Annotated in this window: 20 protein-coding genes; 17 read left to right on the top strand and 3 right to left on the bottom strand. The window is 61.4% G+C overall.

Annotation, left to right across the window (positions count from 1 at the left end; translation table 11 throughout):
- The first annotated feature begins 141 nt into the window (after positions 1–141).
- Positions 142–1788: a Na+/H+ antiporter gene (locus TO66_RS05885; protein WP_044461449.1), complete on the top strand. Its 1647-nt coding sequence runs from the start codon at positions 142–144 to the stop codon at positions 1786–1788.
- A 107-nt stretch (positions 1789–1895) separates the two neighbouring features.
- On the opposite strand, the gene dapC is transcribed toward TO66_RS05885, so the two are convergent.
- The 3 genes from dapC to map are packed head-to-tail and all read right to left on the bottom strand — an operon-like array spanning position 1896 to position 6666.
- Positions 1896–3095 (bottom strand): succinyldiaminopimelate transaminase, encoded by a 1200-nt coding sequence (gene dapC / locus TO66_RS05890; protein WP_044461450.1) that lies wholly within the window; start codon positions 3093–3095, stop codon positions 1896–1898.
- Between the two features lie 39 nt (positions 3096–3134).
- The gene (locus TO66_RS05895; protein ID WP_044461451.1) at positions 3135–5837 is read right to left on the bottom strand and encodes a [protein-PII] uridylyltransferase; all 2703 of its coding nucleotides are present in this window, start codon (positions 5835–5837) and stop codon (positions 3135–3137) included.
- A 46-nt stretch (positions 5838–5883) separates the two neighbouring features.
- Positions 5884–6666 carry a type I methionyl aminopeptidase gene (gene map / locus TO66_RS05900; protein WP_044461452.1) on the bottom strand — a complete coding sequence of 261 codons (783 nt, stop codon included), beginning with the start codon at positions 6664–6666 and terminating at the stop codon, positions 5884–5886.
- 404 nt (positions 6667–7070) lie between these two features.
- On the opposite strand from map, the gene rpsB reads away from it, so the two are divergent.
- The 16 genes from rpsB (at position 7071) to dnaE (ending at position 25321) form a co-directional block, all read left to right on the top strand.
- Positions 7071–7811 carry a 30S ribosomal protein S2 gene (gene rpsB / locus TO66_RS05905; protein ID WP_044461453.1) on the top strand — a complete coding sequence of 247 codons (741 nt, stop codon included), beginning with the start codon at positions 7071–7073 and terminating at the stop codon, positions 7809–7811.
- Between the two features lie 204 nt (positions 7812–8015).
- Positions 8016–8879, top strand: a complete 864-nt coding sequence (gene tsf, locus TO66_RS05910) for a translation elongation factor Ts (RefSeq protein ID WP_044461454.1) — start codon at positions 8016–8018, stop codon at positions 8877–8879.
- A gap of 207 nt (positions 8880–9086) precedes the next feature.
- Complete coding sequence (gene pyrH / locus TO66_RS05915; protein ID WP_007924076.1) at positions 9087–9830, top strand: UMP kinase; 744 nt, start codon at positions 9087–9089, stop codon at positions 9828–9830.
- On the top strand, positions 9827–10384 hold the full coding sequence (gene frr, locus TO66_RS05920) for a ribosome recycling factor (protein WP_044461455.1): 558 nt from the start codon (positions 9827–9829) through the stop codon (positions 10382–10384). Before pyrH ends, frr begins: the two co-directional genes overlap by 4 nt.
- A gap of 17 nt (positions 10385–10401) precedes the next feature.
- Positions 10402–11157 carry a polyprenyl diphosphate synthase gene (uppS, locus tag TO66_RS05925; protein ID WP_044461456.1) on the top strand — a complete coding sequence of 252 codons (756 nt, stop codon included), beginning with the start codon at positions 10402–10404 and terminating at the stop codon, positions 11155–11157.
- Positions 11157–11963 carry a phosphatidate cytidylyltransferase gene (locus TO66_RS05930; RefSeq protein ID WP_044461457.1) on the top strand — a complete coding sequence of 269 codons (807 nt, stop codon included), beginning with the start codon at positions 11157–11159 and terminating at the stop codon, positions 11961–11963. Before uppS ends, TO66_RS05930 begins: the two co-directional genes overlap by 1 nt.
- Positions 11960–13150: a 1-deoxy-D-xylulose-5-phosphate reductoisomerase gene (gene ispC, locus TO66_RS05935; protein ID WP_044461458.1), complete on the top strand. Its 1191-nt coding sequence runs from the start codon at positions 11960–11962 to the stop codon at positions 13148–13150. Before TO66_RS05930 ends, ispC begins: the two co-directional genes overlap by 4 nt.
- A gap of 54 nt (positions 13151–13204) precedes the next feature.
- The gene (gene rseP, locus TO66_RS05940; RefSeq protein WP_044461459.1) at positions 13205–14557 is read left to right on the top strand and encodes a sigma E protease regulator RseP; all 1353 of its coding nucleotides are present in this window, start codon (positions 13205–13207) and stop codon (positions 14555–14557) included.
- Positions 14558–14631: 74 nt separating this feature from the next.
- On the top strand, positions 14632–17022 hold the full coding sequence (gene bamA, locus TO66_RS05945; RefSeq protein ID WP_044461460.1) for an outer membrane protein assembly factor BamA: 2391 nt from the start codon (positions 14632–14634) through the stop codon (positions 17020–17022).
- Between the two features lie 45 nt (positions 17023–17067).
- Entirely contained in the window at positions 17068–17571 is a 504-nt protein-coding gene (locus TO66_RS05950) for an OmpH family outer membrane protein (protein WP_007924063.1), read from the top strand.
- Between the two features lie 3 nt (positions 17572–17574).
- Entirely contained in the window at positions 17575–18630 is a 1056-nt protein-coding gene (lpxD, locus tag TO66_RS05955) for a UDP-3-O-(3-hydroxymyristoyl)glucosamine N-acyltransferase (protein WP_044461461.1), read from the top strand.
- A gap of 109 nt (positions 18631–18739) precedes the next feature.
- Positions 18740–19180: a 3-hydroxyacyl-ACP dehydratase FabZ gene (fabZ, locus tag TO66_RS05960; RefSeq protein WP_007924058.1), complete on the top strand. Its 441-nt coding sequence runs from the start codon at positions 18740–18742 to the stop codon at positions 19178–19180.
- Positions 19177–19953, top strand: a complete 777-nt coding sequence (gene lpxA / locus TO66_RS05965) for an acyl-ACP--UDP-N-acetylglucosamine O-acyltransferase (RefSeq protein ID WP_044461462.1) — start codon at positions 19177–19179, stop codon at positions 19951–19953. The genes fabZ and lpxA overlap by 4 nt, the downstream gene beginning before the upstream one ends.
- A 2-nt stretch (positions 19954–19955) precedes the next feature.
- Positions 19956–21086: a lipid-A-disaccharide synthase gene (gene lpxB, locus TO66_RS05970; RefSeq protein ID WP_044461463.1), complete on the top strand. Its 1131-nt coding sequence runs from the start codon at positions 19956–19958 to the stop codon at positions 21084–21086.
- An 11-nt stretch (positions 21087–21097) separates the two neighbouring features.
- Positions 21098–21730, top strand: coding sequence for a ribonuclease HII (gene rnhB / locus TO66_RS05975; protein ID WP_171820140.1), 633 nt, complete (start codon positions 21098–21100; stop codon positions 21728–21730).
- Positions 21731–21799: 69 nt separating this feature from the next.
- A complete protein-coding gene (dnaE, locus tag TO66_RS05980) occupies positions 21800–25321 on the top strand; it encodes a DNA polymerase III subunit alpha (RefSeq protein WP_044461464.1) in 3522 nt (1173 codons plus the stop codon).
- The last annotated feature ends 27 nt before the right edge of the window (positions 25322–25348 follow it).

Below are 25348 nucleotides of genomic sequence, written 5' to 3' on the forward strand. Positions count from 1 at the left end.
CTTTGTCGCTTTGTGTAACAGCGCCCGGGTCGCTTGCGACCTTTGTGCAGCGGTAAGCCGCCAGCTTAAGCGGCTAATATGGCACTTCGACGGTAACCTGTTGCCTGAAGTCTGCTGCTGAACGATTGGGAAATCCGCTTTATGCAAACCGCTTATACCGTCCTTATCCTGCTGATGCTGGTGAGTGTCTCGCGCCTGGTCGGACGGGTGATCCCGCTGCCTCTGCCGCTGGTGCAGATCGCCGCCGGGGCCTTGCTGGCCTGGCCCACCCTGGGGTTGCACGTGGCCCTGGACCCGGAGTTGTTTCTGTTTCTGTTCCTGCCGCCGTTGCTGTTCTCCGATGGCTGGCGCATGCCCAAGCGCGAACTGTGGCGCCTGCGCGGCCCGGTCCTGACCCTGGCCGTGGGCCTGGTGCTGTTCACCGTGGTGGGGGCCGGCTATTTCATTCATTGGCTGCTGCCGAGCATTCCCCTACCAGTGGCCTTCGCCCTGGCGGCAGTGCTGTCGCCGACCGACGCCGTGGCCGTTTCGGCGATTTCCCAGAACCGCCTGCCGACTCCCCTGATGCACATGCTCCAGGGCGAAGCGCTGATGAACGACGCTTCCGGCCTGGTGACCTTCAAGTTTGCCTTGGCGGCGGCAGTCACCGGGGCGTTCTCCCTGGCCAACGCCAGCCTGACCTTCGTGCTGGTGGCGGTGGGCGGCCTGGCGGTCGGCGTGGCCCTGAGCTGGCTGGTGGGCCGCTTGCGGGCTTGGATGATCGCCCGCGGCTGGGACGATCCGGCGACCCATGTGGTGTTCATGCTGCTGCTGCCCTTCGCCGCCTACGTACTGGCCGAGCGCCTGGGCGCCTCGGGCATCCTGTCGGCGGTGGCGGCGGGGATGATGCAGAGCTGGCTCGACCTGCTGCCGCGGCAGACCAGCACCCGCTTGCTCAATCGCAGTGTCTGGTCGTTGCTGGAGTTCGCGTTCAACGGGCTGATCTTCCTGCTGCTGGGCCTGCAACTGCCCGACATCATCAAGGCCGTGGTCAGCCATGAAACCACGCTGTGGCCGACCCTGTTCTACCGCTGCCTGGATGTGCTGGCGATTTTCCTGGTGCTGCTGGTATTGCGATTCATCTGGGTGCAGAGCATCTGGCGCCTGTCCGGGCTGTTGCGGCGCTGGCGCGGCAAAGGCGAGCTGACGCTGGTGCCGACCGCGCGTTCCTGCTGGCTGCTGACGGTGGGCGGAGTACGCGGGGCGGTGACCCTGGCGGGTGTGATGTCGGTGCCGCTGCTGTTGGGGGCGGGCGAGGCCTTTCCCGAGCGCGACTTGCTGATCTTCATCGCCGCGGGGGTGATTCTGCTGTCGCTGGTCGCCGCCTGCATCGCCTTGCCGCTGTTGTTGCGGGGCATCCAGAAGAGCCCTGACGAGAAGCGCCATGCCGAGGTTCGCGACGCCTGGCGCAAGACCGCCGAAGCGGCGATCCATGCCCTGGAGGCCGAGGAGGTGGCTGACGCCGACAATACGCCGGACGCGGCGCAGGCGGCGCTGGCCACCGAGCTCAAGGGGCGGCTGATGGCGGAGTATCGGCATCAGTTGGAGGTATTCGACGATTCCGCCGAGGCCCAGGCGCTGGCGTTCCAGATGGATCTGCTGGAGCGCAAGCTGCGCTTGAAGGCGTTGCGGGCGCAGCGGCTGGAGTTGTATCGATTGAGCCGCCAGCACCAGATCGGCGATGACGTGCTGCGCGAGATCCTGGGCGAGCTGGACCTGAGCGAGGCGAATCTGGGCTCGGTGAAATAACGCTTGTGTAGGAGCGAGGCTTGCCCGCGATAAAGACGACGCGGGGCATCTGATACACCGCGTTAGCGTTTATCGCGGGCAAGCCTCGCTCCTACAGGTCCGGGGGGTTATTTGCGGCGCTGGACGAAATCGCGGATCCGCTCGGCCGCTTCCACGCATTCGGCCAATGGCGCCACCAGGGCCATGCGCACGCGCCCGGCGCCCGGGTTGCTGCCGTTGACATCGCGCGACAGGTAGGAGCCCGGCACCACGGTCACATGTTCCTGCTCGAACAGGTCACGGCAGAACGCGGTATCGTCGCCGGCCACATTCGGCCACAGGTAGAAGCTGCCGTCCGGACGCTGTACGTCGAGCACCGGCGCGAGAATCTCCAGCACCGCATCGAACTTCTCGCGATACAGTGCGCGGTTGGCGCGTACATGCACCTCGTCGTTCCAGGCGGCGATGCTGGCCAGCTGGGTTTGCACTGGCATGGCGCAACCATGGTAGGTGCGGTACAGCAGGAAGCCTTTGAGGATCTCCGCGTCGCCGGCGACGAAGCCGGAGCGCAGGCCCGGCAGATTGGAGCGCTTGGACAGGCTGTGGAATACCACGCAACGCTTGAAGTCCTGGCGGCCCAGCTCGGCGCAGGCACTGAGCAGGCCCGGTGGCGGGGTCTGTTCGTCGAAGTACAGCTCGCTGTAGCACTCGTCGGCGGCGATCACGAAATCGTACTGGTCGGCCAGGGCGATGAGTTTCTTCAGGGTGTCGATCGGGATCAGCGCGCCGGTCGGGTTGCCCGGCGAGCACAGGAACAGGATCTGGCAACGCTGCCAGATCTCGGCCGGGACTGCGTCGAAGTCCGGGTTGAAGCCGTTTTCATCCAGGCACGGCAGGTAGTGCGGCTTGGCTCCGGCGAGGAAGGCCGCGCCTTCGTAGATCTGATAGAAGGGGTTCGGGCTGACCACCAGGGCATCGTCGCCACGGTTGACCACGGTCTGGGTGAAGGCGAACAGCGCCTCGCGGGTGCCGTTGACCGGCAGCACATGGCGCGCCGGATCGATCCAGCCGTTCGGTACGCCGAAGCGCCGTTCGCACCAGTGGGCGATGGCTTCGCGCAGGGCGGGCAGGCCCAGGGTCGTCGGATACACCGCCATCTGGTCCAGGTTGCTGGCCAGGGCCTCGGCGACAAAGCTGGGCGAGCGGTGCTTGGGTTCGCCGATGGACAGGGCGATCGGGCGCTTGGCCGGATTCGGCTGGACGCCGCCGAGCAGCGCGCGGAGTTTCTCGAACGGGTAGGGCTGCAACTGGTTCAGAGCGTTGTTCATCGGTACGGGGTCTCACTCAAAGCGGGTCGTGGCGCCTGGTCAGATGTTCAGGCGCGTCAAGGCGGTAGTCGGTTCGTGGCCGACGCTCAGCTGTTCGACGATGGCGTCCTGCAGGCGGCTGCACAGCTGGGGGTCGGACAGTTGCTGGTTGTGCGCGTCGGTGATGAAGAACACGTCTTCCACGCGCTCGCCCAGGGTGGCGATCTTGGCGTTCTGCAGCGACAGGTCGAACTCCAGGAAGATCTTGCCGATGCGCGCCAGCAGGCCGGGGCGATCGGGGGCGCTGAGTTCGAGCACCGTCACCGGGCGCTGGGCGTCGTTGTGGATGGTCACTTGCGGCGGGAAGGCGAAGTGCTTGAGCTGACGCGGTACCCGGCGCTGGATGATGGTCGGGTAGTCGTCAGGGTTGCGCAGGGCCTCGGTAAGGCCGTCGCGGATCTGTTTGACGCGCTGCGGATTGTTGCCGATCGAGTCGCCATCGTTGTCGAGCACGATATAGGTGTCGAGGGTGAACTGGCTGCTGGAGGTGATGATCCGGGCGTCGTGGATGTTCAGGTTGAGCTGGTCCATCGCGGCCACGGTCACGGCGAAGAAGTCGTGCTGGTCGGGGGCGTAGATGAAGATCTGCGTACCGCCCTCGAATTCGCGCTGGGTGGTTTCCTTGATCAGCACCAGCGGCCCGCCGTCGGCCGGCTGCTGGAGGATCGCGTCGCTGTGCCAGGCCACGTCGCCAGCGGTGTGGCGCAGGAAGTAGTCGTCGCCCAGTTGCGCCCAGAGCTGCTCGACGTCGTCCGGGTCGGTGCCGGCGCGCACCAGGATGTCCAGGGCCGCGCTTTGCGTCTGGCGGATCTGCTCTTCGCGGTCCACTGGGTTTTCCAGGCCGCGGCGCAGGGCGCGCTTGGTCTCGGTGTAGAGCTGGCGCAGCAGGCTGGCGCGCCAGGAGTTCCACAGCGTCGGGTTGGTGGCGTTGATATCGGACACCGTCAGCACATACAGGTAGTCCAGGCGGGTCTGGTCGACCACGATCTGCGCGAAGTCGTGGATGACCTGCGGGTCGGACAGGTCCTTGCGCTGGGCGGTAGTCGACATCACCAGGTGGTTCTGCACCAGCCAGACGATCAGGCGGGTGTCCCACAGCGGCAACTGGTGGCGGATGCAGAAGGCTTCCGCGTCCACCGCGCCGATGTCCGAATGGTCGCCGTGCCGGCCCTTGCCGATGTCGTGGTACAGCCCGGCCAGGTAGATCAGTTCGGGCTTGGGCAGCTTGGCCATGAGCTTGCTGGCCAGCGGGAATTTCTCCGAAACCTGGGTGTACTGCAGTTTGCGCAGGTGCTTGATCAGGTTCAGGGTGTGGAAATCGACCGTATAGATGTGGAACAGGTCGTGTTGCATCTGCCCGACGATGTGGCCGAACTCCGGCAGGTAGCGCCCGAGAATGCCGTAGCGGTTCATCCGCCGCAGGTTGCGGTGGACGCCGATCTCGCACTTGAACAACTCGATGAACAGGCTGGTATTGCGGATGTCATGGCGGAAGTCGTCGTCGATCAGGTGACGGTTTTCCTGCAACAGGCGAATGGTGTCGGCGCGTACGCCCTTGATCTCCGGGTGCTGGGCCATGAGCACGAAGATTTCCAGCATGGCGAACGGCGTGCGTCGGAACACATTGGCGTTGATCGCTTCGATGTAGCCGTCATGCAGCTGGAACCGCGAGTTGATCGGCTGCGGCGGTGCTTCGTCTTCCGGGGCGAGGATGACTTCCTCGAAATGCTGGATGATCAGGTCGCTCAACTGGGCGATGCTCATCACCACTCGGTAGTACTGCTGCATGAAGCTTTCGATGGCCTGCTTGGCGTCGCTGCCCTCGAAGCCCAGCAACTTGGCGATCGAGCGCTGGTGGTCGAACAGCAGGCGATCCTCGGCACGCCCGGCCAGCATGTGCAGGGCGTAGCGGACTTTCCACAGGAACTCCTGGGACGAGGCCAGCAGCGTGTTCTCGCTTTCCACCAGGAAGCCTTCGCCGGCCAGCGCCCGCAGGTTCAGGGTGCCGTACTGGCGCCGGGCGACCCAGAGAATGGTCTGGATGTCCCGCAGGCCGCCAGGTGAGCCTTTGACGTTGGGTTCCAGGTTGTATTCGGTGTCGTTGTACTTGTGGTGCCGCGCCTTCTGCTCGGCGCGCTTGGCCAGGAAGAAGTCCTTGCTGGGCCACATGTGGGCCGTGCTGGTGACATCCAGCATGCGCTGGCGCAGGCGTTCGGGGCCGCAGATGGTGCGGCTTTCCATCAGGTTGGTGACCACCGTCAGGTCGGCGCGGGCCTCTTCGGCGCATTCCTCCACCGAACGCACGCTTTGCCCGACTTCCAGGCCGATATCCCAGAGCAGCGTCAGGAAGCGTTCGATGGAGTCGCGGAAGACTTCGTGGTCGGCGCTGTCCAGCAGGATCAGCAGGTCGATGTCCGAATAGGGGTGCAGCTCGCCGCGCCCGTAGCCGCCGACCGCCACCAGGGCGATATCGGCGTCGTCGCTCCAGTCGAACTGGTCCCAGGCCTTTTGCAGGATGTTGTCGACGAACCAGGCGCGGTCCTCGATGAGCCGGCGGATATCCCGTCCGTTGCGAAAGCGCGTGTCGAGCACTTCATGTGCCTGACGGATGGCTTTCTTGAAGGCCGCGATAGGGCTTGCCTTCAGGGCCAGTTCCGCCTGGAACTGGCCGCGGTCGAACAATTCGGGATCCACCTGCGGCATCGATTGGCTTTCCTTCTATCTATAGGGACCGGCGCAGAGGCAGGGATCAGGCCGAAACGCGCGGGATGGTGTCATCGCTGCGCAGGGTGAAGATCTCATAGCCGGTCTCGGTCACCAGCAGGGTGTGTTCCCACTGCGCGGACAGCTTGCGGTCCTTGGTGATCGCGGTCCAGCCATCGCCCAGCACCTTGGTGTCGGCCTTGCCCTGGTTGATCATCGGTTCGATGGTGAAGGTCATGCCGGCCTTCAGCTCCATGCCGGTGCCGGCGCGGCCGTAATGCAGGATCTGCGGTTCTTCGTGGAACACCTTGCCGATGCCATGGCCGCAGAATTCGCGAACCACCGAAAAGCCGTTCTTCTCGGCGTGCTTCTGGATCACTTCGCCGATGTCGCCCAGGCGGCAGCCCGGCTTGACCAGTTCGATGGCCTTGTACATGCATTCCTGGGTGATCTGCGACAGACGCTCGGCCCAGACCGGCACGTTGCCGACGTGGAACATGCGGCTGGTGTCGCCGTGGTAACCGTCCTTGATCACGGTGACGTCGATGTTCAGGGTGTCGCCGTCCTTCAGCGGCTTCTCGTTCGGGATGCCGTGGCAGACCACGTGGTTGATCGAGGTGCAGATGGACTTGGGGAAACCCTTGTAGTTCAGCGGTGCGGGAATCGCCTGCTGCACGTTGACGATGTAGTCGTGGCAGATGCGATCCAGCTCTTCGGTGGTCACGCCGGGTTTGACATGCTCGGCAATCATTTCCAGCACTTCGGCGGCCAGTTTGCCGGCGACACGCATTTTTGCGATGTCCTCGGGAGTTTTGAGGGTGACGGTCATACAGGCTCTCTTGACGCTCGGTGGCGCGGATAAACACGGAATGGCTTGAAAGCGGCATGCAGGGCGAACCCGCGTGGGTGGCGTCGCGCTTTCAAAAGCCGCAAAGAGGCGATTCTAACAGAGCCCCGGGGCAAATCTGAGGCTCTATGCATCGCTTCTTTCTATAACAGTGGAGCATTCTGGCCCGATTCCAGGGGCGGAGCAAAAAGGCGCGGTGGGGGAGATGAGAATCCGGGTTCCGTTTTTGCCCTTCTTGTGATATAAAATGCGCCGCTTTCCGGGGATGCCCCGAAAAGCCTAAACCCACACACGTGTCGACACGATGACCTGGGTGCCCTCAGCACATGCTGTTGGTTGGTCATTGGGATACGTGGAGGCCTAACCCGACTTATTAAGGAACTATCATGTCCCAAGTCAACATGCGCGATATGCTGAAGGCCGGTGTGCACTTCGGTCACCAAACCCGTTACTGGAATCCGAAAATGGGCAAGTACATTTTCGGCGCGCGCAACAAGATCCACATCATCAACCTTGAAAAAACCCTGCCAATGTTCAACGAAGCTCTGACCTTCGTAGAGCGCCTGGCTCAGGGCAAAAACAAGATTCTGTTCGTCGGCACCAAGCGTTCCGCTGGCAAGATCGTTGCTGAAGAAGCAGCACGTTGCGGTTCGCCGTACGTCGATCACCGCTGGTTGGGCGGCATGCTGACCAACTACAAGACCATCCGTGCTTCCATCAAGCGTCTGCGCGACCTGGAAGTTCAGTCGGAAGACGGCACCTTCGCCAAGCTGACCAAGAAAGAAGCGCTGATGCGTTCTCGCGACCTGGAAAAGCTGGATCGCAGCCTGGGTGGTATCAAGGACATGGGCGGTCTGCCTGACGCACTGTTCGTGATCGACGTTGACCACGAGCGCATCGCAATCACCGAAGCCAACAAGCTGGGCATCCCGGTCATCGGCGTTGTCGATACCAACAGCAGCCCGGAAGGCGTTGACTACATCATCCCAGGCAACGATGACGCCATTCGCGCCATCCAGCTGTACATGGGTTCGATGGCTGACGCCGTGATCCGTGGCCGCAACAACGTTGCCGGCGGCACCGAAGTATTCGCTGAAGACGCTCAAGCGCCGGCAGCTGAAGCCTGAGTAACTGACGCTTAGCGTTTACTCAGTACGCAAAAAGGGGGCTAGGCCCCCTTTTTGCCACCTCGAAAATCATTTATCGATGGCGCCCCTGCAGTTCTTGTCATGTGTGGCGGCTATCAAGGGTTTTCGAGAGCGGAGCTCAAGAATTGATCGCCCGTTCAGTCGGGTGGAATGGTTGAAAACCTATCCAAGAGGAATTTGAAAATGGCAGAGATTACTGCAGCGTTGGTTAAAGAACTGCGCGAGCGTACCGGCGAAGGCATGATGGACTGCAAGAAAGCCTTGACCAAGGCTGGCGGCGATATCGAAAAAGCCATTGACGATATGCGCGCTTCGGGCGCCATCAAGGCTGCCAAGAAGGCTGGCAACGTTGCCGCTGAAGGCGCTATCGCCATCAAGGCCGACGACAAGTCCGCGGTCATCCTGGAAGTGAACTCGCAGACCGACTTCCTGGCTCTGCAGGACGACTTCAAGAACTTCGTGGCTGCCAGCGTTGAAAAAGCCTTTGCTGACAAGCTGACCGACGCCGCTCCGCTGATCGCTTCGCAAGAAGCCGCTCGTGAAGCGCTGGTTGCCAAAGTAGGCGAGAACGTCAACATCCGTCGTCTGACCCGCATCGAAGGCGACGTTGTCGGTTCGTACCTGCACGGCAACAAGATCGGTGTTGTGGTCGCCCTGAAAGGCGGCGACGTCGAGCTGGCCAAAGACATCGCGATGCACGTAGCGGCAAGCAACCCTGAGTTCCTGCTGCCTTCGCAAGTTTCCGCTGAAGCCATCGAGCGCGAGAAAGCCGTGTTCATGCAGCTGAACGAAGACAAGATCAAAGGCAAGCCTGAAAACATCGTTGAAAACATGGTCAAGGGCCGTATCGCCAAGTTCCTGGCTGAAGCGAGCCTGGTTGAGCAGGCGTTCGTCAAGAACCCTGAAATCAAGGTCGGCGAGCTGGCCAAGAAAGGCGGCGCTGAAATCGTTTCCTTCACCTACTTCAAGGTAGGCGAAGGCATCGAGAAGCCGGTCGACAACTTCGCTGAAGAAGTTGCTGCCCAGCTGGCTGCCGCCAAGCAGTAAGACAGTCTTTCAACTGTCGCCGAAAGAGGCTGCCCGCTCACGCGCGCAGCCTCTTTTCAAATGGGGCAATCAATTTAATGGATTGCTTTCGGAACCGGCTTACAAAGTCGTGTTCTGATGGCGCTGTGACAGCGTCAAGCTAGAGTGAACGCAGGCTGCAAACAGCTTGCAGAGAATTTTTAAAATACGCCGCAGGAGAGATTCGCAATGGCTCAGCAGGGCAGTGGTTATCAAGCTCGCTATAAACGCATTCTACTCAAGCTTAGCGGCGAGGCCCTGATGGGCTCGGAAGAGTTCGGGATCGACCCTAAGGTGCTGGACCGCATGGCACTGGAAGTCGGCCAACTGGTTGGAATCGGCGTTCAGGTTGGTCTGGTCATCGGTGGTGGCAACCTGTTCCGTGGTGCGGCGCTCAGCGCGGCCGGCATGGATCGGGTAACGGGCGACCACATGGGCATGCTGGCCACTGTGATGAACGGCCTGGCCATGCGCGACGCACTGGAACGTGCGAATATCTCGGCCATCGTCATGTCGGCCATTTCCATGGTGGGCGTGACCGATCACTATGACCGTCGCAAGGCGATGCGTCATCTGAACTCCAAGGAAGTGGTGATCTTCGCGGCCGGCACCGGCAACCCGTTCTTCACGACCGACTCCGCGGCCTGCCTGCGAGCGATCGAGATCGATGCCGACGTCGTGCTCAAGGCAACCAAGGTCGATGGCGTGTACACCGCAGACCCATTCAAAGACCCGCATGCCGAGAAGTTCGATCATCTGACTTACGATGAAGTGCTGGATCGCAAGCTGGGTGTCATGGACCTGACGGCGATCTGCCTGTGTCGCGACCATAAGATGCCGTTGCGCGTATTTAACATGAACAAGCCCGGTGCCCTGCTGAACATCGTTCACGGCGGCGCTGAAGGAACCCTGATCGAGGAAGGCGAACAATGATCAACGAAATCAAGAAAGACGCTCAGGAACGCATGAAGAAGAGCCTGGAATCCCTGGCCCATGCGTTCGGCCAGATCCGTACTGGCAAGGCGCACCCAAGCATCCTGGGCAGCGTGATGGTGCCTTACTACGGCACCGACACGCCGTTGAGCGGCGTTGCCAACGTGACGGTAAAAGACTCCCAGACCCTGCAGGTTGTGCCGTTCGAGCGCAACATGCTGGCGGCGATCGACAAGGCCATCGGCAGTGCCGGCCTGAACCTCAATCCGACCAACCTGGGCGAGCTGCTGCTGATCAAGATGGCGCCGCTGACCGAGGAAACCCGCAAGGGCTTCACCAAGCAGGCGCGCGCCGCCGCCGAAGACGCGCGGGTTGCCGTGCGCAACATTCGTCGCGATGCCCTGGGCGAGCTGAAGAAGCTGACCAAGGACAAGGCGATCAGTGAAGACGAAGAGCGCCGTGGCGGTGCCGAAATCGACAAGCTGATCAAGGAATTCGAAGCGCAGATCGCCAAGGCGACCGAAGAAAAAGAAAAGGACCTGATGGCCGTATAAGGGGTCAGGACGTTTTCATGGACAAGACCAAGCAGTCTGTACCGTCTTCAGTGCCACGCCACGTCGCGATCATCATGGACGGGAACAATCGCTGGGCGAAAAAACGCTTTATGCCGGGTGTCGCCGGGCATAAAGCGGGGGTCGACGCTGTTCGGGCGGTCATCGAGGTGTGTGCCGAGGCCAAGGTCGAGGTGCTGACCCTGTTCGCCTTCTCCAGTGAAAACTGGCAGCGTCCGGCCGATGAAGTCAGCGCCTTGATGGATCTGTTCTTCAAGGCGTTGCGGCGAGAGGCCAAGCGTCTCAACGAAAACAACATCAGCCTGCGCATCATCGGCGACCGTTCGCGTTTCCATCCCGAGTTGCAGGCTGCGATGCGCGAAGCGGAAGCGATGACCGCGGGCAGTGACCGCTTCATCCTGCAGATCGCCGCCAATTATGGCGGTCAGTGGGATATTGCCCAGGCCGCCCAGCGCCTGGCGCGGGAAGTCCAGGCCGGGCATCTGCGCCCCGACGACATCACTCCCGAGCTGTTGCAAACCTGTCTGGCCACCGGCGACCTGCCGTTGCCGGACCTGTGCATTCGTACCGGGGGCGAGCACCGCATCAGTAACTTCCTGCTGTGGCAGCTGGCCTACGCCGAGCTGTATTTCTCCGACCTGTTCTGGCCGGACTTCAAACACGATGCCATGCGCGCCGCGCTGGCCGATTACGCTTCCCGCCAGCGTCGCTTCGGTAAAACGAGCGAGCAGGTCGAGGCTGGAGCCCGGGTTTAATGCTCAAACAACGAATCATCACTGCGCTGATCCTGCTGCCGATCGCCTTGTGCGGTTTTTTCCTGCTCGAAGGTTCTGCCTTTGCCCTGTTTATCGGGCTGGTGGTGACCCTTGGGGCCTGGGAGTGGGCGCGCCTGGCGGGCTTCGAGGCCCAGGCACCGCGTGTCGCCTATGCGCTAGTGGTCGCCTTGCTGCTGTTCCTGATGCACTTGCTGCCAGGCATTGCGCCCTGGGCGCTGGGGGCGGCAGTGCTCTGGTGGGGGCTGGCGACGTTCCTGGTGCTCACCTATCCGCGTAGCAGCGGACATTGGGCCGGCGCCGCGGCCAAGCTGGTGATCGGCCTGCTGATCCTGTTGCCGGCCTGGCAGGGCCTGGTCTTCATCAAGCAGCAGCCCTCGGGCAACTGGTTGATCATGGCGGTGATGGTGCTGGTCTGGGGGGCGGATGTCGGTGCCTATTTTTCCGGCAAGGCTTTCGGCAAGCGCAAGCTGGCGCCGCAGGTCAGCCCGGGCAAGAGCTGGGAAGGGGTGTACGGCGGCCTGCTGCTGAGCCTGGTGATCACCCTGGTGGTCGGCCTGGTCGCGGGCTGGTCTGTCGGACAGCTCATCCTCGGCTTGCTGGGGGCGGCTGTGGTGGTCTTTATCTCGGTGGTGGGCGACCTGACCGAAAGCATGTTCAAGCGCCAGTCGGGGATCAAGGACAGCAGCAACCTGCTGCCAGGGCATGGCGGTGTGCTCGATCGTATCGACAGCCTGACCGCGGCCATTCCGGTATTTGCCGTGCTGCTGTGGATGGCTGCGCTGTGAGTCGCCCGCAACAGATTACGGTGCTTGGGGCGACAGGCTCCATTGGCTTGAGCACCCTGGATGTCATCGCGCGTCATCCCGAGCGTTATCAGGTCTTCGCCCTGAGCGGTTTCAGTCGTCTGTCCGAATTGCTGGCGCTGTGCATCCGCCATGCCCCGCGTTTTGCCGTGGTCCCCCATGTCGCTGCCGCGCGTAGCCTGCAGGATGATTTGCGCAATGCCGGTTCGCCCACTCGAGTGCTGGTGGGCGAGGAGGGGCTGTGCGAGGTGGCATCGGCTCCTGAAGTCGATGCGGTCATGGCGGCTATTGTCGGGGCGGCAGGGCTGCGTCCGACCCTGGCCGCTGTCGAGGCGGGCAAGAAAATCCTGCTGGCCAATAAAGAAGCGCTGGTCATGTCCGGCGCCTTGTTCATGCAAGCGGTGGGCAAGAGTGGTTCGGTACTGCTGCCGATCGATAGCGAGCACAACGCCATCTTCCAGTGCATGCCTGCGGACTTTTCCCGCGGCCTGAGCAATGTGGGTGTGCGGCGCATCCTGCTGACCGCCTCCGGCGGCCCGTTCCGGCAAACCCCGCTGGCGGAGCTGGAGCAGGTAACGCCCGAACAGGCGTGTGCCCACCCCAACTGGTCCATGGGGCGCAAGATTTCCGTGGATTCGGCGAGCATGATGAACAAGGGGCTCGAGCTGATCGAGGCCTGCTGGCTATTCGATGCCCGGCCCGCCCAGGTCGAGGTGGTGATTCACCCGCAAAGCGTGATTCACTCGCTGGTCGACTATGTGGATGGCTCGGTGCTGGCGCAATTGGGCAACCCGGACATGCGCACCCCGATCGCCAATGCTCTGGCCTGGCCCGAGCGGATCGACTCCGGGGTGCCGCCGCTGGATCTGTTCGCCGTGGCGCGCCTGGACTTCCAGGCCCCCGATGAAGAGCGTTTCCCTTGTCTGCGCCTGGCGCGCCAGGCGGCCGAAGCCGGTAACAGTGCTCCGGCGATGTTGAACGCTGCCAATGAGGTGGCGGTCGCAGCGTTTCTCGAGCGGCGCATCCGCTACCCCGAGATCGCGAGTATCATCGAGGAAGTTTTAAGCCTTGAGCCGGTGGTCCCGGTCGACGAACTGAGTGCCGTGTTCGCGGCGGACGCCAAAGCCCGCGCCCTGGCTGAGCAGTGGCTGGGACGCAACGCACGGTAACGGTTGCAACAGCCTGGGCGAATCGGCACTGGATTAGGATTGCGGAGAAAATAGATGAGCGCGCTCTATATGATTGTCGGCACCCTGATCGCCCTGGGTGTGCTGGTCACCTTCCATGAATTCGGTCACTTCTGGGTGGCGCGTCGTTGTGGTGTCAAGGTGCTGCGCTTCTCCGTGGGGTTCGGCATGCCCCTGCTGCGCTGGCATGACCGGCACGGCACCGAATTCGTGGTCGCCGCCATTCCTCTGGGCGGCTATGTGAAGATGCTCGACGAGCGTGAGGGCGAGGTGCCTGTCGACCAGCTCGACCAGTCATTCAATCGCAAGTCTGTGCGCCAGCGTATTGCCATCGTCGCTGCCGGGCCTGTCGCCAACTTCCTGCTGGCGCTGGTGTTTTTCTGGGTGCTGGCGATGCTCGGCACCGAGCAGGTGCGTCCGGTCATCGGCGGCGTCGAGGCGGGGAGCATGGCGGCCAAGGCTGGCCTGAACGCTGGCCAGGAAATTGTGGCAATCGATGGCGAGCCCACGGTGGGCTGGTCGGCAGTCAACCTGCAACTGGTCCGTCGCCTGGGTGAGAGCGGTACCTTGCAATTACTGGTTCGCGAGCAGGGTTCGACCACCGATTCGCCACGCGAACTGGTGCTCGACAACTGGCTCAAGGGCACCGACGAGCCCGATCCGATCCGTTCCCTGGGGATTCGCCCCTGGCGCCCGGCGCTTGCGCCGGTGCTGGCCGAACTCGATCCGAAAGGCCCGGCCCAGGCCGCTGGCCTGAAAACCGGCGACCGCCTGCTGGCGCTGGACGGGCAGGAACTGACCGACTGGCAGCAGGTCGTCGACTGGGTGCGTGTACGTCCTGATACCAAAATTATGCTGCGCGTCGAGCGCGACGGTGCTCAAATCGACGTCCCGGTAACTCTGGCGGCGCGCGGTAAAGAGAAAGTCGCCAGCGGTTATCTTGGAGCCGGCGTGAAGGCGGTCGACTGGCCACCGCAAATGCTGCGTGAAGTCAGCTATGGCCCGCTGGCTGCCATCGGCGAGGGTGCCCGGCGCACTTGGACGATGAGCCTGCTGACCCTCGATTCATTGAAGAAAATGTTGTTCGGCGAGCTCTCGGTAAAAAACTTGAGTGGACCGATAACCATTGCTAAAGTGGCGGGCGCTTCTGCCCAGTCGGGCGTTGCTGATTTCTTGAATTTCCTTGCTTATCTGAGTATTAGCCTGGGCGTTCTGAATTTGCTGCCCATTCCTGTATTGGATGGGGGGCATCTGTTGTTTTATCTGATCGAGTGGGTGCGTGGTCGCCCCTTGTCGGATCGGGTGCAAGGTTGGGGGATACAGATCGGGATCAGCTTGGTGGTCGGGGTGATGTTGCTTGCCCTGGTCAACGATCTGGGTCGTCTGTAACGCTTCGCTGAATTGCGAATCTGCCGCATTTTGCGGCAGTTTGTTTATTGCCAGTTGGAATAAGAAAGGACTTCATGAAACGTCTGCTGCTAACTGCGGTTCTCTCCGTATTGATGATCGCCGAAGTTCACGCCGAGTCCTTCACTATCTCTGATATTCGCGTCAATGGCCTCCAGCGGGTCTCCGCGGGTAGCGTCTTTGGTGCCTTGCCGTTGAACGTCGGTGAGCAGGCGGACGACCGTCGCCTGGTGGAATCCACTCGTGCGCTGTTCAAAACCGGGTTCTTTCAAGATATCCAGCTGGGTCGCGATGGCAATGTCCTGGTCATCACGGTAGTCGAGCGTCCATCCGTCGCCAGTATCGAAATCGAAGGCAACAAGGCGATTTCCACTGAAGACCTGATGAAAGGCCTCAAGCAGTCCGGTCTGGCTGAAGGCGAAATCTTCCAGCGCGCCACCCTCGAAGGCGTGCGTAACGAGCTGCAGCGCCAATATGTCGCTCAGGGCCGTTACTCCGCCACTGTCGAGACCGAAGTGGTGCCGCAACCGCGTAACCGCGTGGGCCTGAAGGTCAAGATCAACGAAGGCACCGTAGCTGCCATCCAGCACATCAACGTCGTGGGTAATACCGTATTCCCGGACGAAGACCTGATCGATCTGTTCGAACTCAAGACCACCAACTGGCTGTCGTTCTTCAAGAACGACGACAAGTACGCCCGTGAAAAACTCTCCGGTGACCTGGAGCGCCTGCGTTCCTACTACCTGGATCGTGGCTATATCAACATGGATATCGCGTCGACCCAGGTTTCCATCACTCCGGACAAGAAACACGTCTACATCACTGTGAACGTCAACGAAGGCGAGAAGTACAGCGTTCGTGACGTGAAGCTCAGCGGTGACCTGAAAGTGCCTGAAGACCAGGTCAAGTCGCTGCTGCTGGTCGAGAAGGGCCAGGTGTTCTCGCGCAAGCTGATGACCACCACTTCCGATCTGATCACCCGTCGCCTGGGCAACGAAGGCTATACCTTCGCCAACGTCAACGGCGTGCCCCAGCCTCACGACGACGATCACACTGTCGATATCACCTTCGTGGTCGATCCTGGCAAGCGTGCTTACGTAAACCGCATCAACTTCCGTGGCAACACCAAGTCCGAGGACGAGGTGCTGCGTCGCGAAATGCGTCAGATGGAAGGCGGTTGGGCTTCGACCTATCTGATCGACCAGTCCAAGACGCGTCTTGAGCGGCTGGGCTTCTTCAAGGAAGTCAACGTTGAAACCCCGGCCGTGCCAGGTGTCGACGACCAGGTGGACGTCAACTACGCGGTTGAAGAGCAGGCTTCCGGTTCGATCACCGCCAGCGTCGGTTTCGCCCAGAGCGCCGGCCTGATCCTGGGTGGTTCGATCACTCAGAACAACTTCCTGGGTACCGGTAATCGGGTCAGCATCGGTCTGACCCGCAGCGAATACCAGAGCCGCTACAACTTTGGTTATACCGACCCCTACTGGACCGCCGATGGCGTGAGCCTGGGCTACAACGCGTTCTATCGCACCACCGACTACGACGATCTCGATGTCGACGTGGCGAGCTATGCGGTAGACAGCCTGGGTGCCGGCGTCAGCGTGGGCTACCCGATCAGCGAGACGTCGCGTCTGACCTTCGGTCTGACCGCGCAGCAGGACAAGATCAAGACCGGTCGTTACACCGTCGACGAAATTTTCGACTTCGTTAACCGCGAAGGCGACAACTACCTGAACTTCAAGGCCTCGGCCGGTTGGTCCGAGTCGACCCTGAACAAAGGCGTGCTGGCGACTCGTGGCCACTCCCAGAGCCTGGTACTGGAAACCACTACTCCGGGCAGTGACCTGTCGTTCTTCAAGCTCGACTACCGTGGCCAGTTGTTCCAGCCGCTGACCGACACCTACACCATGCGCCTGCACACCGAGCTGGGTTATGGCGATGGTTATGGTTCGACCGACGGCTTGCCGTTCTATGAAAACTACTATGCTGGTGGTTTCAACTCGGTTCGCGGTTTTAAAGACAGCACCCTGGGGCCGCGTAGTACGCCGAGCCGTGGTGCTGATGTGACAGGTAACGCCGGTACGATACGTGACCCGGATCAGGATCCACTGCCATTTGGCGGTAACGTATTGATTCAGGGTGGTGTCGAAGTCCTGTTCCCGATGCCATTCGTCAAGGATCAGCGTTCCCTGCGTACTTCCGTATTCTGGGATGTGGGTAACGTGTTTGACTCCAAGTGCACGAAGACGACAAACACCATTGCCTCCTCGTCAGCCAACACGGAATGTAACGATATTAGCCTGAGCAACCTGGCCAGCTCCGTGGGCGTCGGCGTGACTTGGGTAACCGCACTGGGTCCTCTGAGCTTCGCGCTGGCAATGCCGATCAAGAAACCTGACGACGCTGATACCCAGGTGTTCCAATTCTCCCTCGGTCAGACTTTCTAATAGCCTGACCCAAGATAACGACAACGGATTTTGTAGGAGTGCATCGTGCGTAAGTTGACTCAATTGGTTCTCCTGGCGACTGTCCTGGTAGCAGGTCCGGCCTTCGCTGACATGAAAATCGCCGTGCTGAACTATCAGATGGCTCTGCTGGAATCCGATGCGGCGAAGAAGTACGCAGTGGATGCGGAGAAGAAGTTCGGTCCGCAACTGAACAAGCTGAAAACCCTGGAAAGCAGCGCCAAGGGCATCCAGGATCGCCTGGTTGCCGGTGGCGACAAGATGCAGCAGGGCGAGCGTGAGCGCCTGGAGCTTGAATTCAAGCAGAAAGCCCGTGACTTCCAGTTCCAGTCCAAGGAACTGAACGAAGCCAAGGCTGTTGCCGATCGTGAAATGCTCAAGCAACTGAAGCCGAAACTCGACAGCGCCGTGGAAGAAGTCATCAAGAAAGGCGGTTTTGACCTGGTGTTCGAGCGTGGCGCAGTGATTGATGTCAAACCTCAGTACGACATCACTCGCCAGGTTATCGAGCGCATGAATCAGCTGAAGTAATCCATGACCGCGATCATAAAGCTCGGCCAGCTGGCCGAGTTCCTCGGAGCCACCCTGCGTGGCTCGGCGGAGAAAGAAATCACTGGGCTAGCCACCTTGCAGGAGGCTGGCCCAGCTCAGTTGAGCTTTTTGGCAAATCCCCAATACCGTAAATACCTGGCTGATAGTCAGGCGGGAGCCGTGCTGTTGAAGGCGGCGGACGCCGAAGGTTACGCCGGGGATGCGCTGGTAGTGGCCGATCCCTACCTGTCGTATGCGCGGATTTCCCACCTGTTCGATCCCAAGCCCAAGGCGTCAGCCGGCATTCATCCGACCGCCGTGGTCGCCGAGGATGCGCAGGTCGACGCGACCGCCAGCATTGGTGCGTTCGCGGTGATCGAGAGCGGTGCGCAAATTGCCGCGGGTGTCTCGATCGGTGCTCATTGCTTTATCGGCGCGCGCTGCCAGATTGGCGAAGGCGGCTGGTTGGCGCCACGAGTGACGCTTTACCACGACGTGCGAATTGGCAAGCGTGTGGTCATTCAGTCCGGTGCGGTGCTGGGCGGTGAGGGTTTCGGTTTTGCCAACGAGAAGGGTGTCTGGCAGAAAATCGCCCAGATCGGCGGTGTCACCCTGGGCGACGATGTCGAGATCGGCGTGAACACCGCTATCGATCGTGGTGCGCTGGCCGATACCGTTATCGGCAACGGGGTGAAGCTGGATAACCAGATTCAGATCGCCCACAACGTCCAGATCGGCGACCACACCGCGATGGCCGCTTGTGTCGGTATTTCCGGCAGTACCAAGATTGGCAAGCATTGCATGCTCGCCGGTGGTGTTGGCCTGGTTGGCCACATCGATATTTGCGACAACGTTTTCCTGACCGGCATGACCATGGTGACCCACTCGATTACCGAACCGGGTTCCTACTCGTCCGGTACAGCCATGCAGCCGGCCGCCGAGTGGCGCAAAAGTGCGGCACGCATCCGTCAGCTCGATGATCTCGCGCGACGCCTGCGGCAGCTGGAAAAGCGCGTAGGGGACGTGACCCCCGACGGCAAAGCTTCATCAGATGGCTGATACCATTTCCATATCAAGTGTGCACAGCCGTTAGACTGCCTCCTTGATTTGCTAGAGGAGTGCACGCCCGTCGTGCGCTCCCAATCTTTACTACAGGCTTCCCCCCGAAATGATGGACATCAACGAGATTCGCGAATACCTGCCTCACCGTTACCCGTTCCTGTTGGTGGACCGGGTAGTGGACCTGGATGTTGAGGGCAAGTGCATTCGTGCCTACAAGAATGTCAGCATCAACGAGCCTTTCTTCAATGGTCACTTCCCTGCGCATCCAATCATGCCGGGCGTGCTGATCATCGAAGCCATGGCTCAGGCTGCGGGCATCCTTGGTTTCAAGATGCTGGACGTGAAGCCAGCCGATGGCACCCTCTACTACTTCGTTGGTTCCGACAAGCTGCGTTTCCGCCAGCCGGTGCTGCCAGGCGACCAGTTGATCCTGGAAGCCAAGTTCATCAGCTGCAAGCGCCAGATCTGGAAGTTCGAGTGCCAGGCTTCGGTCGACGGCAAGCCGGTCTGCTCCGCTGAAATCATCTGTGCGGAACGCAAACTATGAGTTTGATTGACCCTCGCGCAATCATCGATCCGACGGCCGTCCTGGCCGACGACGTTGAGGTTGGCCCGTGGTCGATCGTTGGCGCCGGCGTGGAGATCGGCGAGGGTACGGTGATCGGGCCGCATGTGATTCTCAAGGGCCCGACCCGGATCGGTAAGCACAATCGCATCTACCAGTTTTCCTCGGTGGGCGAAGACACTCCCGATCTTAAGTACAAGGGCGAGGAGACTCGCCTGGTGATTGGCGACCACAACGTTATTCGCGAAGGGGTAACCATTCATCGTGGCACCATCCAGGATCGTTCCGAGACGACCCTTGGCGATCACAACCTGATCATGGCGTATGCCCATATCGGTCACGACAGCGTGATCGGCAACCATTGCATCCTGGTCAACAACACGGCGTTGGCCGGCCATGTGCATGTGGATGACTGGGCCATCCTGTCCGGTTTCACCCTGGTTCATCAGTATTGCCACATTGGTGCCCACAGCTTTTCCGGCATGGGGACGGCAATCGGCAAGGATGTTCCGGCCTTTGTCACGGTGTTCGGCAACCCGGCCGAAGCGCGCAGCATGAACTTCGAGGGCATGCGCCGTCGCGGTTTCAGCGAGGATGCGATTCACGCCCTGCGTCGAGCCTACAAAGTGGTTTATCGCCAGGGCCTGACCGTCGATCAGGCGCTCGCCGAGCTGGCGGAAGCGGCCACTCAGTTTCCCGAAGTCGCGGTATTTCGCGATTCGATCCAGTCTTCGACTCGCGGCATCACCCGTTAATCATGAGCAAACTGCGTATTGCGCTGGTGGCTGGCGAAGCTTCCGGCGACATCCTTGGCGCCGGTTTGATGCGTGCACTCAAGGCCCAGCATCCGGCCGTCGAATTCATGGGCGTTGGCGGTCCGCTGATGCAGGCCGAAGGGCTGAACTCCTACTTCCCGATGGAACGCCTGGCGGTCATGGGGCTGGTGGAGGTCCTGGGGCGCTTGCGCGAGCTGCTGGCCCGTCGTAAGAAACTGGTGCAGACCCTGATTGCCGAGAAGCCGGATGTGTTCATCGGCATCGACGCCCCCGACTTCAACCTGAACATCGAGCTCAAGCTGCGCCAGGCCGGGATCAAGACCGTCCACTACGTCAGCCCCTCGGTCTGGGCCTGGCGGCAGAAGCGTGTGCTGAAGATTCGCGAAGGTTGCGACCTGATGCTCACGCTGTTTCCGTTCGAAGCCAGATTCTATGAAGAGAAGGGTGTGCCGGTACGGTTCGTCGGGCACTCCCTGGCCGATGCCATTCCGCTGCAGGCCGATCGGGCCGCTGCCCGTGCCGAGCTGGGCTTGGCCGATGGTCCGCTGGTGGCCTTGATGCCAGGCAGTCGTGGCGGGGAGGTCGGCCGCCTGGGCGCACTGTTCCTCGATGCCGCGCAACGCTTGCGTGCCCTGCGTCCTGGGGTGCGTTTTGTCATGCCCTGTGCGAGCCCCGAGCGGCGTGCCCAGCTGGAAGAATTGCTGGCCGGTCGCGACCTGCCGTTGACCCTGCTCGATGGTCGGTCGCATCAGGCGCTGGCAGCTTGCGACGCGGTATTGATCGCGTCCGGCACTGCGACACTCGAGGCGCTGCTCTACAAGCGTCCGATGGTCGTCGCCTATCGCCTGGCGCCGCTGACTTTCTGGATTCTCAAGCGCATGGTCAAGAGTCCTTATATTTCCCTGCCGAACCTGCTGGCCCAGCGTTTGCTGGTGCCCGAGCTCTTGCAGGACGATGCTACGGCCGAGGCGCTGGCCCAAACCTTGTCGCCCCTGATCGAAGACGGGCAGGAGCAGACCCGAGGATTCGACGAGATTCATCGCACCTTGCGCCGGGATGCCTCCAACCAGGCGGCCGACGCGGTGTTGAACCTGATTGGCAAGCCGGCATGAGTAACGAAAAAATGCAGATGGGACTGGATTTCTCGCTGGTAGCCGATGCCGAAGACCTGGTTGCCGGTGTCGACGAAGTCGGGCGTGGCCCGCTGTGCGGCGCGGTCGTCACGGCGGCGGTGATTCTCGATCCGAAGCGGCCGATCCTCGGCCTGAACGACTCGAAGAAACTCACCGAGGCCCGTCGTGAAAAGCTGTATGACGAAATCTGTGAAAAGGCCCTGAGCTGGTGCATTGCCCGCGCCGAAGTCGAGGAAATCGACGAGCTGAATATCCTGCATGCCACGATGCTGGCCATGCAGCGGGCGGTCGAAGGGCTGAGCGTGACCCCAAAACTGGCGATGATCGACGGTAATCGCTGCCCGAAACTGGCGATGCCCGCCGAGGCCGTGGTGCAGGGCGACAGCAAGGTTCCGGCGATCGCCGCGGCGTCGATTCTGGCCAAGGTCAGCCGCGACCGCGAGATGGCGGCGTTCGAGCTGATCTATCCCGGGTATGGCATCGGAGGCCACAAGGGCTATCCGACGCCCGTTCATCTGGAAGCCTTGGCTCGCCTGGGGCCCACCCCGATCCATCGGCGTTCGTTCGCGCCGGTGCGGCAAGCCTACGAGGCCCGCGAGAGCGCGGGCGAGATTCAGTCCTGAGGCTGATGTTTTAGCCAAGGCCCGGTACAATCCGGGCCTTGTTGTTTTCGCGCTTTTTACAGGATCACTATGCCGGCTTCATTCGTTCATCTACGCCTGCACACTGAATATTCCCTGGTTGACGGCCTGGTGCGGATCAAGCCGCTGGTCAAGACGTTGGCCGGCATGGGCATGCCCGCGGTGGCGGTCACCGACCAGAACAACATGTGTTCCCTGGTCAAGTTCTACAAGGCCGCGATGGGCACCGGGATCAAGCCGATCTGTGGCGCCGACCTGTGGTTGCCGAACAAGGACCCCGACGGTCCGTTGAGCCGTATCAGCCTGCTGGTGATGAACGCTGCCGGTTACCGCAACCTGACTGAGCTGATTTCCCGCGGCTTCATCGAAGGCCAGCGCAATGGCCAGATCATCATCGAGCGCGAGTGGGTGGTCGAGGCGGCCGAAGGCCTGATCATGCTGTCGGCCGCCAAAGAGGGCGAGATCGGCATGGCGCTGGTCGCCGGCGACCTGCAAGAAGCGGAAAACCTGGCGCGCGAGTGGATGGCGGTGTTCCCGGACCGCTTCTATCTGGAAGTTCAGCGCACCAGCCGCCCCAACGACGAAGAACAATTGCACGCGGCCGTGGCCCTGGCGGACAAGATCGGTGCGCCGCTGGTGGCGACCAACGATGTGCGCTTCATCAAGCGCGAAGACTTCGAGGCCCACGAAACCCGGGTTTGCATCGGCGAAGGCCGGGCCCTCGATGACCCGCGCCGCTCGAAGAACTATAGCGACCAGCAGTACCTGAAAAGCGCCGAGGAAATGGCCGAGCTGTTCAGCGACCTGCCCGAGGCGCTGGAAAACACCGTCGAGATCGCCAAGCGCTGCAACATCGACGTGAAGCTGGGCAAGCACTTCCTGCCCAACTTCCCGATTCCCGATGGCATGACCATCGACGAGTACTTTCGCAAGGTGTCCTTCGACGGGTTGGAAGAACGCCTCGCGGTTCTGCTGCCCAAGGACACCACCGAGGATTACGAGGCCAAGCGCCAGGTATATGTCGACCGCCTGAATTTCGAGCTGGATATCATCATCCAGATGGGGTTCCCCGGTTACTTCCTGATCGTTATGGACTTTATCCAGTGGGCCAAGAACAACGGCGTACCGGTGGGGCCGGGCCGGGGGTCGGGTGCCGGATCGCTGGTGGCCTATGTGCAGAAGATCACCGACCTCGACCCGCTGGAATACGACCTGCTGTTCGAACGTTTCCTCAACCCGGAACGGGTTTCCATGCCCGACTTCGACGTCGACTTCTGCATGGACGGCCGCGACCGGGTCATCGACTATGTGGCGGAAAAATATGGCCGCAACGCCGTAAGCCAGATCATCACCTTCGGCTCCATGGCCGCGAAGGCGGTGGTGCGCGACGTGGCGCGGGTACAAGGCAAGTCCTATGGCCTCGCCGACCGCTTGTCGAAGATGATTCCTTTCGAAGTCGGCATGACCCTGGAAAAGGCCTACGAGCAGGAAGAAATCCTGCGCGACTTTATCAAGGTCGATGAAGAGGCGGCGGAAATCTGGGAGATGGCCCTCAAGCTCGAGGGCATCACCCGTGGTACCGGCAAGCACGCCGGGGGCGTGGTGATCGCGCCCACCAAGCTCACCGACTTCTCGCCCATTTCCTGCGACGAAGAGGGTGGCGGCCTGGTGACCCAGTTCGACAAGGACGATGTCGAGGCTGCCGGCCTGGTGAAGTTCGACTTCCTCGGCCTGCGCACCCTGACGATCATCGACTGGGCGCTGGCTACCATCAACCGGGACCGGGCCAAGACCGGCGAGGCGCCGCTGGATATCGCCTTTATCCCGCTCGACGACAAGCCGACCTACAGCCTGCTGCAAAAAGCCGAAACCACCGCGGTGTTCCAGCTTGAATCCCGGGGCATGAAAGAGCTGATCAAGAAGCTCAAGCCCGACTGCCTGGAAGACCTGATCGCACTGGTGGCCCTGTTCCGTCCGGGGCCGCTGCAATCGGGCATGGTGGACGACTTCATCAACCGCAAGCACGGGCGCGCCGAACTGGCGTACCCGCACCCGGACTATCAGTACGAAGGGTTGCAGCCGGTACTGGCTCCGACCTACGGCATCATCCTGTATCAGGAACAGGTGATGCAGATTGCCCAGGTCATGGCCGGGTATACCCTCGGCGGCGCGGACATGCTGCGTCGAGCCATGGGTAAGAAAAAACCCGAGGAGATGGCCAAGCAGCGCGGCGGTTTCATCGAGGGTTGCGCCGGTAACGGTATCGATGCCGACCTGGCGGGTAACATTTTCGACCTGGTGGAGAAATTCGCCGGTTACGGCTTCAACAAATCCCACTCCGCGGCCTACGGCCTGGTTTCCTACCAGACGGCCTGGCTCAAGGCTCACTACCCGGCGCCTTTCATGGCCGCGGTACTGTCGGCGGATATGCACAACACCGACAAGGTCGTGACCTTGATCGAGGAAGTGCGGACCATGAAGCTGCGCCTGGACGCCCCGGACGTGAACACGTCCGAGTTCAAGTTCACGGTGAACGACGAAGGCCGCATCGTGTACGGCCTGGGGGCGATCAAGGGCGTCGGCGAAGGCCCGGTGGAGGCGATTACCGAGGCGCGTGCAGAGGGGCCGTTCAAGGACCTGTTCGATTTCTGTGCCCGGGTCGACCTCAAGCGCATCAACAAGCGCACCCTGGACGGCTTGATTCGCAGCGGTGCGCTGGACCGTCTGGGGCCATACTTCCATGACGAGCCGAAAGCCTACCAGGCGAGCATCGACCAGAACCGCGCGGTCCTGCTGGCGGCGATGGAAGAAGCGATCAAGGCGGCGGAACAGACGGCCCGCACCCATGACAGTGGGCATGCGGACCTGTTCGGCGGCCTGTTCGTGGAAGAGGATGCCGATGTCTACGCGAGCCACCGCAAGGCCAAGGAGCTGACGCTCAAGGAGCGCCTGAAAGGCGAGAAGGATACCTTGGGCCTGTACCTGACCGGCCACCCGATCGACGAGTACGAAGGGGAAATCCGCCGTTTCGCCCGGCAGCGCATCGTCGACCTGAAGCCGGCGCGCGATACCCAGACCGTGGCGGGGATGATCATTGCCCTGCGGGTCATGAAGAACAAGAAGGGCGACAAGATGGGGTTCATCACCCTTGACGACCGTTCGGGCCGGATCGAGGCTTCGCTGTTCGCCGATGCCTTCCATTCGGCGCAGGCGCTATTGCAGACCGACGCCATGGTGGTGGTCGAGGGCGAGGTCAGCAACGACGACTTCTCCGGCGGCCTGCGCCTGCGGGTCAAGCGCGTGATGAGCATGGAGGATGCCCGCACCAACCTGGCGGAAAGCCTGCGGCTGAAGGTGCACACCGAAGCCCTCAAGGGCGATCAGCTACGCTGGCTGGGGGAATTGTGCAAACGTCATCGCGGCGCCTGCCCGATCTCCATGGAATACACCCGGGAGGACGCCAAGGCATTGCTGCAGTTTGGCGAAGCCTGGCGGATCGACCCGGCGGATGCCTTGATTCAAGCCTTGCGTGACCAGTTCGGGCGAGACAACGTCTTCCTCCAATACCGTTGACGGTCAGGCGCCAGAAGGGCGCCGATC

This window comes from Pseudomonas sp. MRSN 12121 (assembly GCF_000931465.1).
Classification (GTDB): Bacteria; Pseudomonadota; Gammaproteobacteria; order Pseudomonadales; family Pseudomonadaceae; genus Aquipseudomonas.

Bases quoted from the DNA above. Each gene is read 5' to 3' on its own strand.
- rpsB (WP_044461453.1), top strand. From the start codon at position 7,071: ATGTCCCAAGTCAACATGCGCGATATGCTGAAGGCCGGTGTGCACTTC.
- lpxA (WP_044461462.1), top strand. From the start codon at position 19,177: ATGAGTTTGATTGACCCTCGCGCAATCATCGATCCGACGGCCGTCCTG.
- TO66_RS05895 (WP_044461451.1), bottom strand. From the start codon at position 5,837: ATGCCGCAGGTGGATCCCGAATTGTTCGACCGCGGCCAGTTCCAGGCG.
- lpxD (WP_044461461.1), top strand. From the start codon at position 17,575: ATGACCGCGATCATAAAGCTCGGCCAGCTGGCCGAGTTCCTCGGAGCC.
- rnhB (WP_171820140.1), top strand. From the start codon at position 21,098: ATGCAGATGGGACTGGATTTCTCGCTGGTAGCCGATGCCGAAGACCTG.
- tsf (WP_044461454.1), top strand. From the start codon at position 8,016: ATGGCAGAGATTACTGCAGCGTTGGTTAAAGAACTGCGCGAGCGTACC.
- frr (WP_044461455.1), top strand. From the start codon at position 9,827: ATGATCAACGAAATCAAGAAAGACGCTCAGGAACGCATGAAGAAGAGC.
- uppS (WP_044461456.1), top strand. From the start codon at position 10,402: ATGGACAAGACCAAGCAGTCTGTACCGTCTTCAGTGCCACGCCACGTC.
- lpxB (WP_044461463.1), top strand. From the start codon at position 19,956: ATGAGCAAACTGCGTATTGCGCTGGTGGCTGGCGAAGCTTCCGGCGAC.
- TO66_RS05930 (WP_044461457.1), top strand. From the start codon at position 11,157: ATGCTCAAACAACGAATCATCACTGCGCTGATCCTGCTGCCGATCGCC.
- dapC (WP_044461450.1), bottom strand. From the start codon at position 3,095: ATGAACAACGCTCTGAACCAGTTGCAGCCCTACCCGTTCGAGAAACTC.
- pyrH (WP_007924076.1), top strand. From the start codon at position 9,087: ATGGCTCAGCAGGGCAGTGGTTATCAAGCTCGCTATAAACGCATTCTA.
- fabZ (WP_007924058.1), top strand. From the start codon at position 18,740: ATGATGGACATCAACGAGATTCGCGAATACCTGCCTCACCGTTACCCG.
- dnaE (WP_044461464.1), top strand. From the start codon at position 21,800: ATGCCGGCTTCATTCGTTCATCTACGCCTGCACACTGAATATTCCCTG.
- map (WP_044461452.1), bottom strand. From the start codon at position 6,666: ATGACCGTCACCCTCAAAACTCCCGAGGACATCGCAAAAATGCGTGTC.
- TO66_RS05885 (WP_044461449.1), top strand. From the start codon at position 142: ATGCAAACCGCTTATACCGTCCTTATCCTGCTGATGCTGGTGAGTGTC.
- rseP (WP_044461459.1), top strand. From the start codon at position 13,205: ATGAGCGCGCTCTATATGATTGTCGGCACCCTGATCGCCCTGGGTGTG.
- bamA (WP_044461460.1), top strand. From the start codon at position 14,632: ATGAAACGTCTGCTGCTAACTGCGGTTCTCTCCGTATTGATGATCGCC.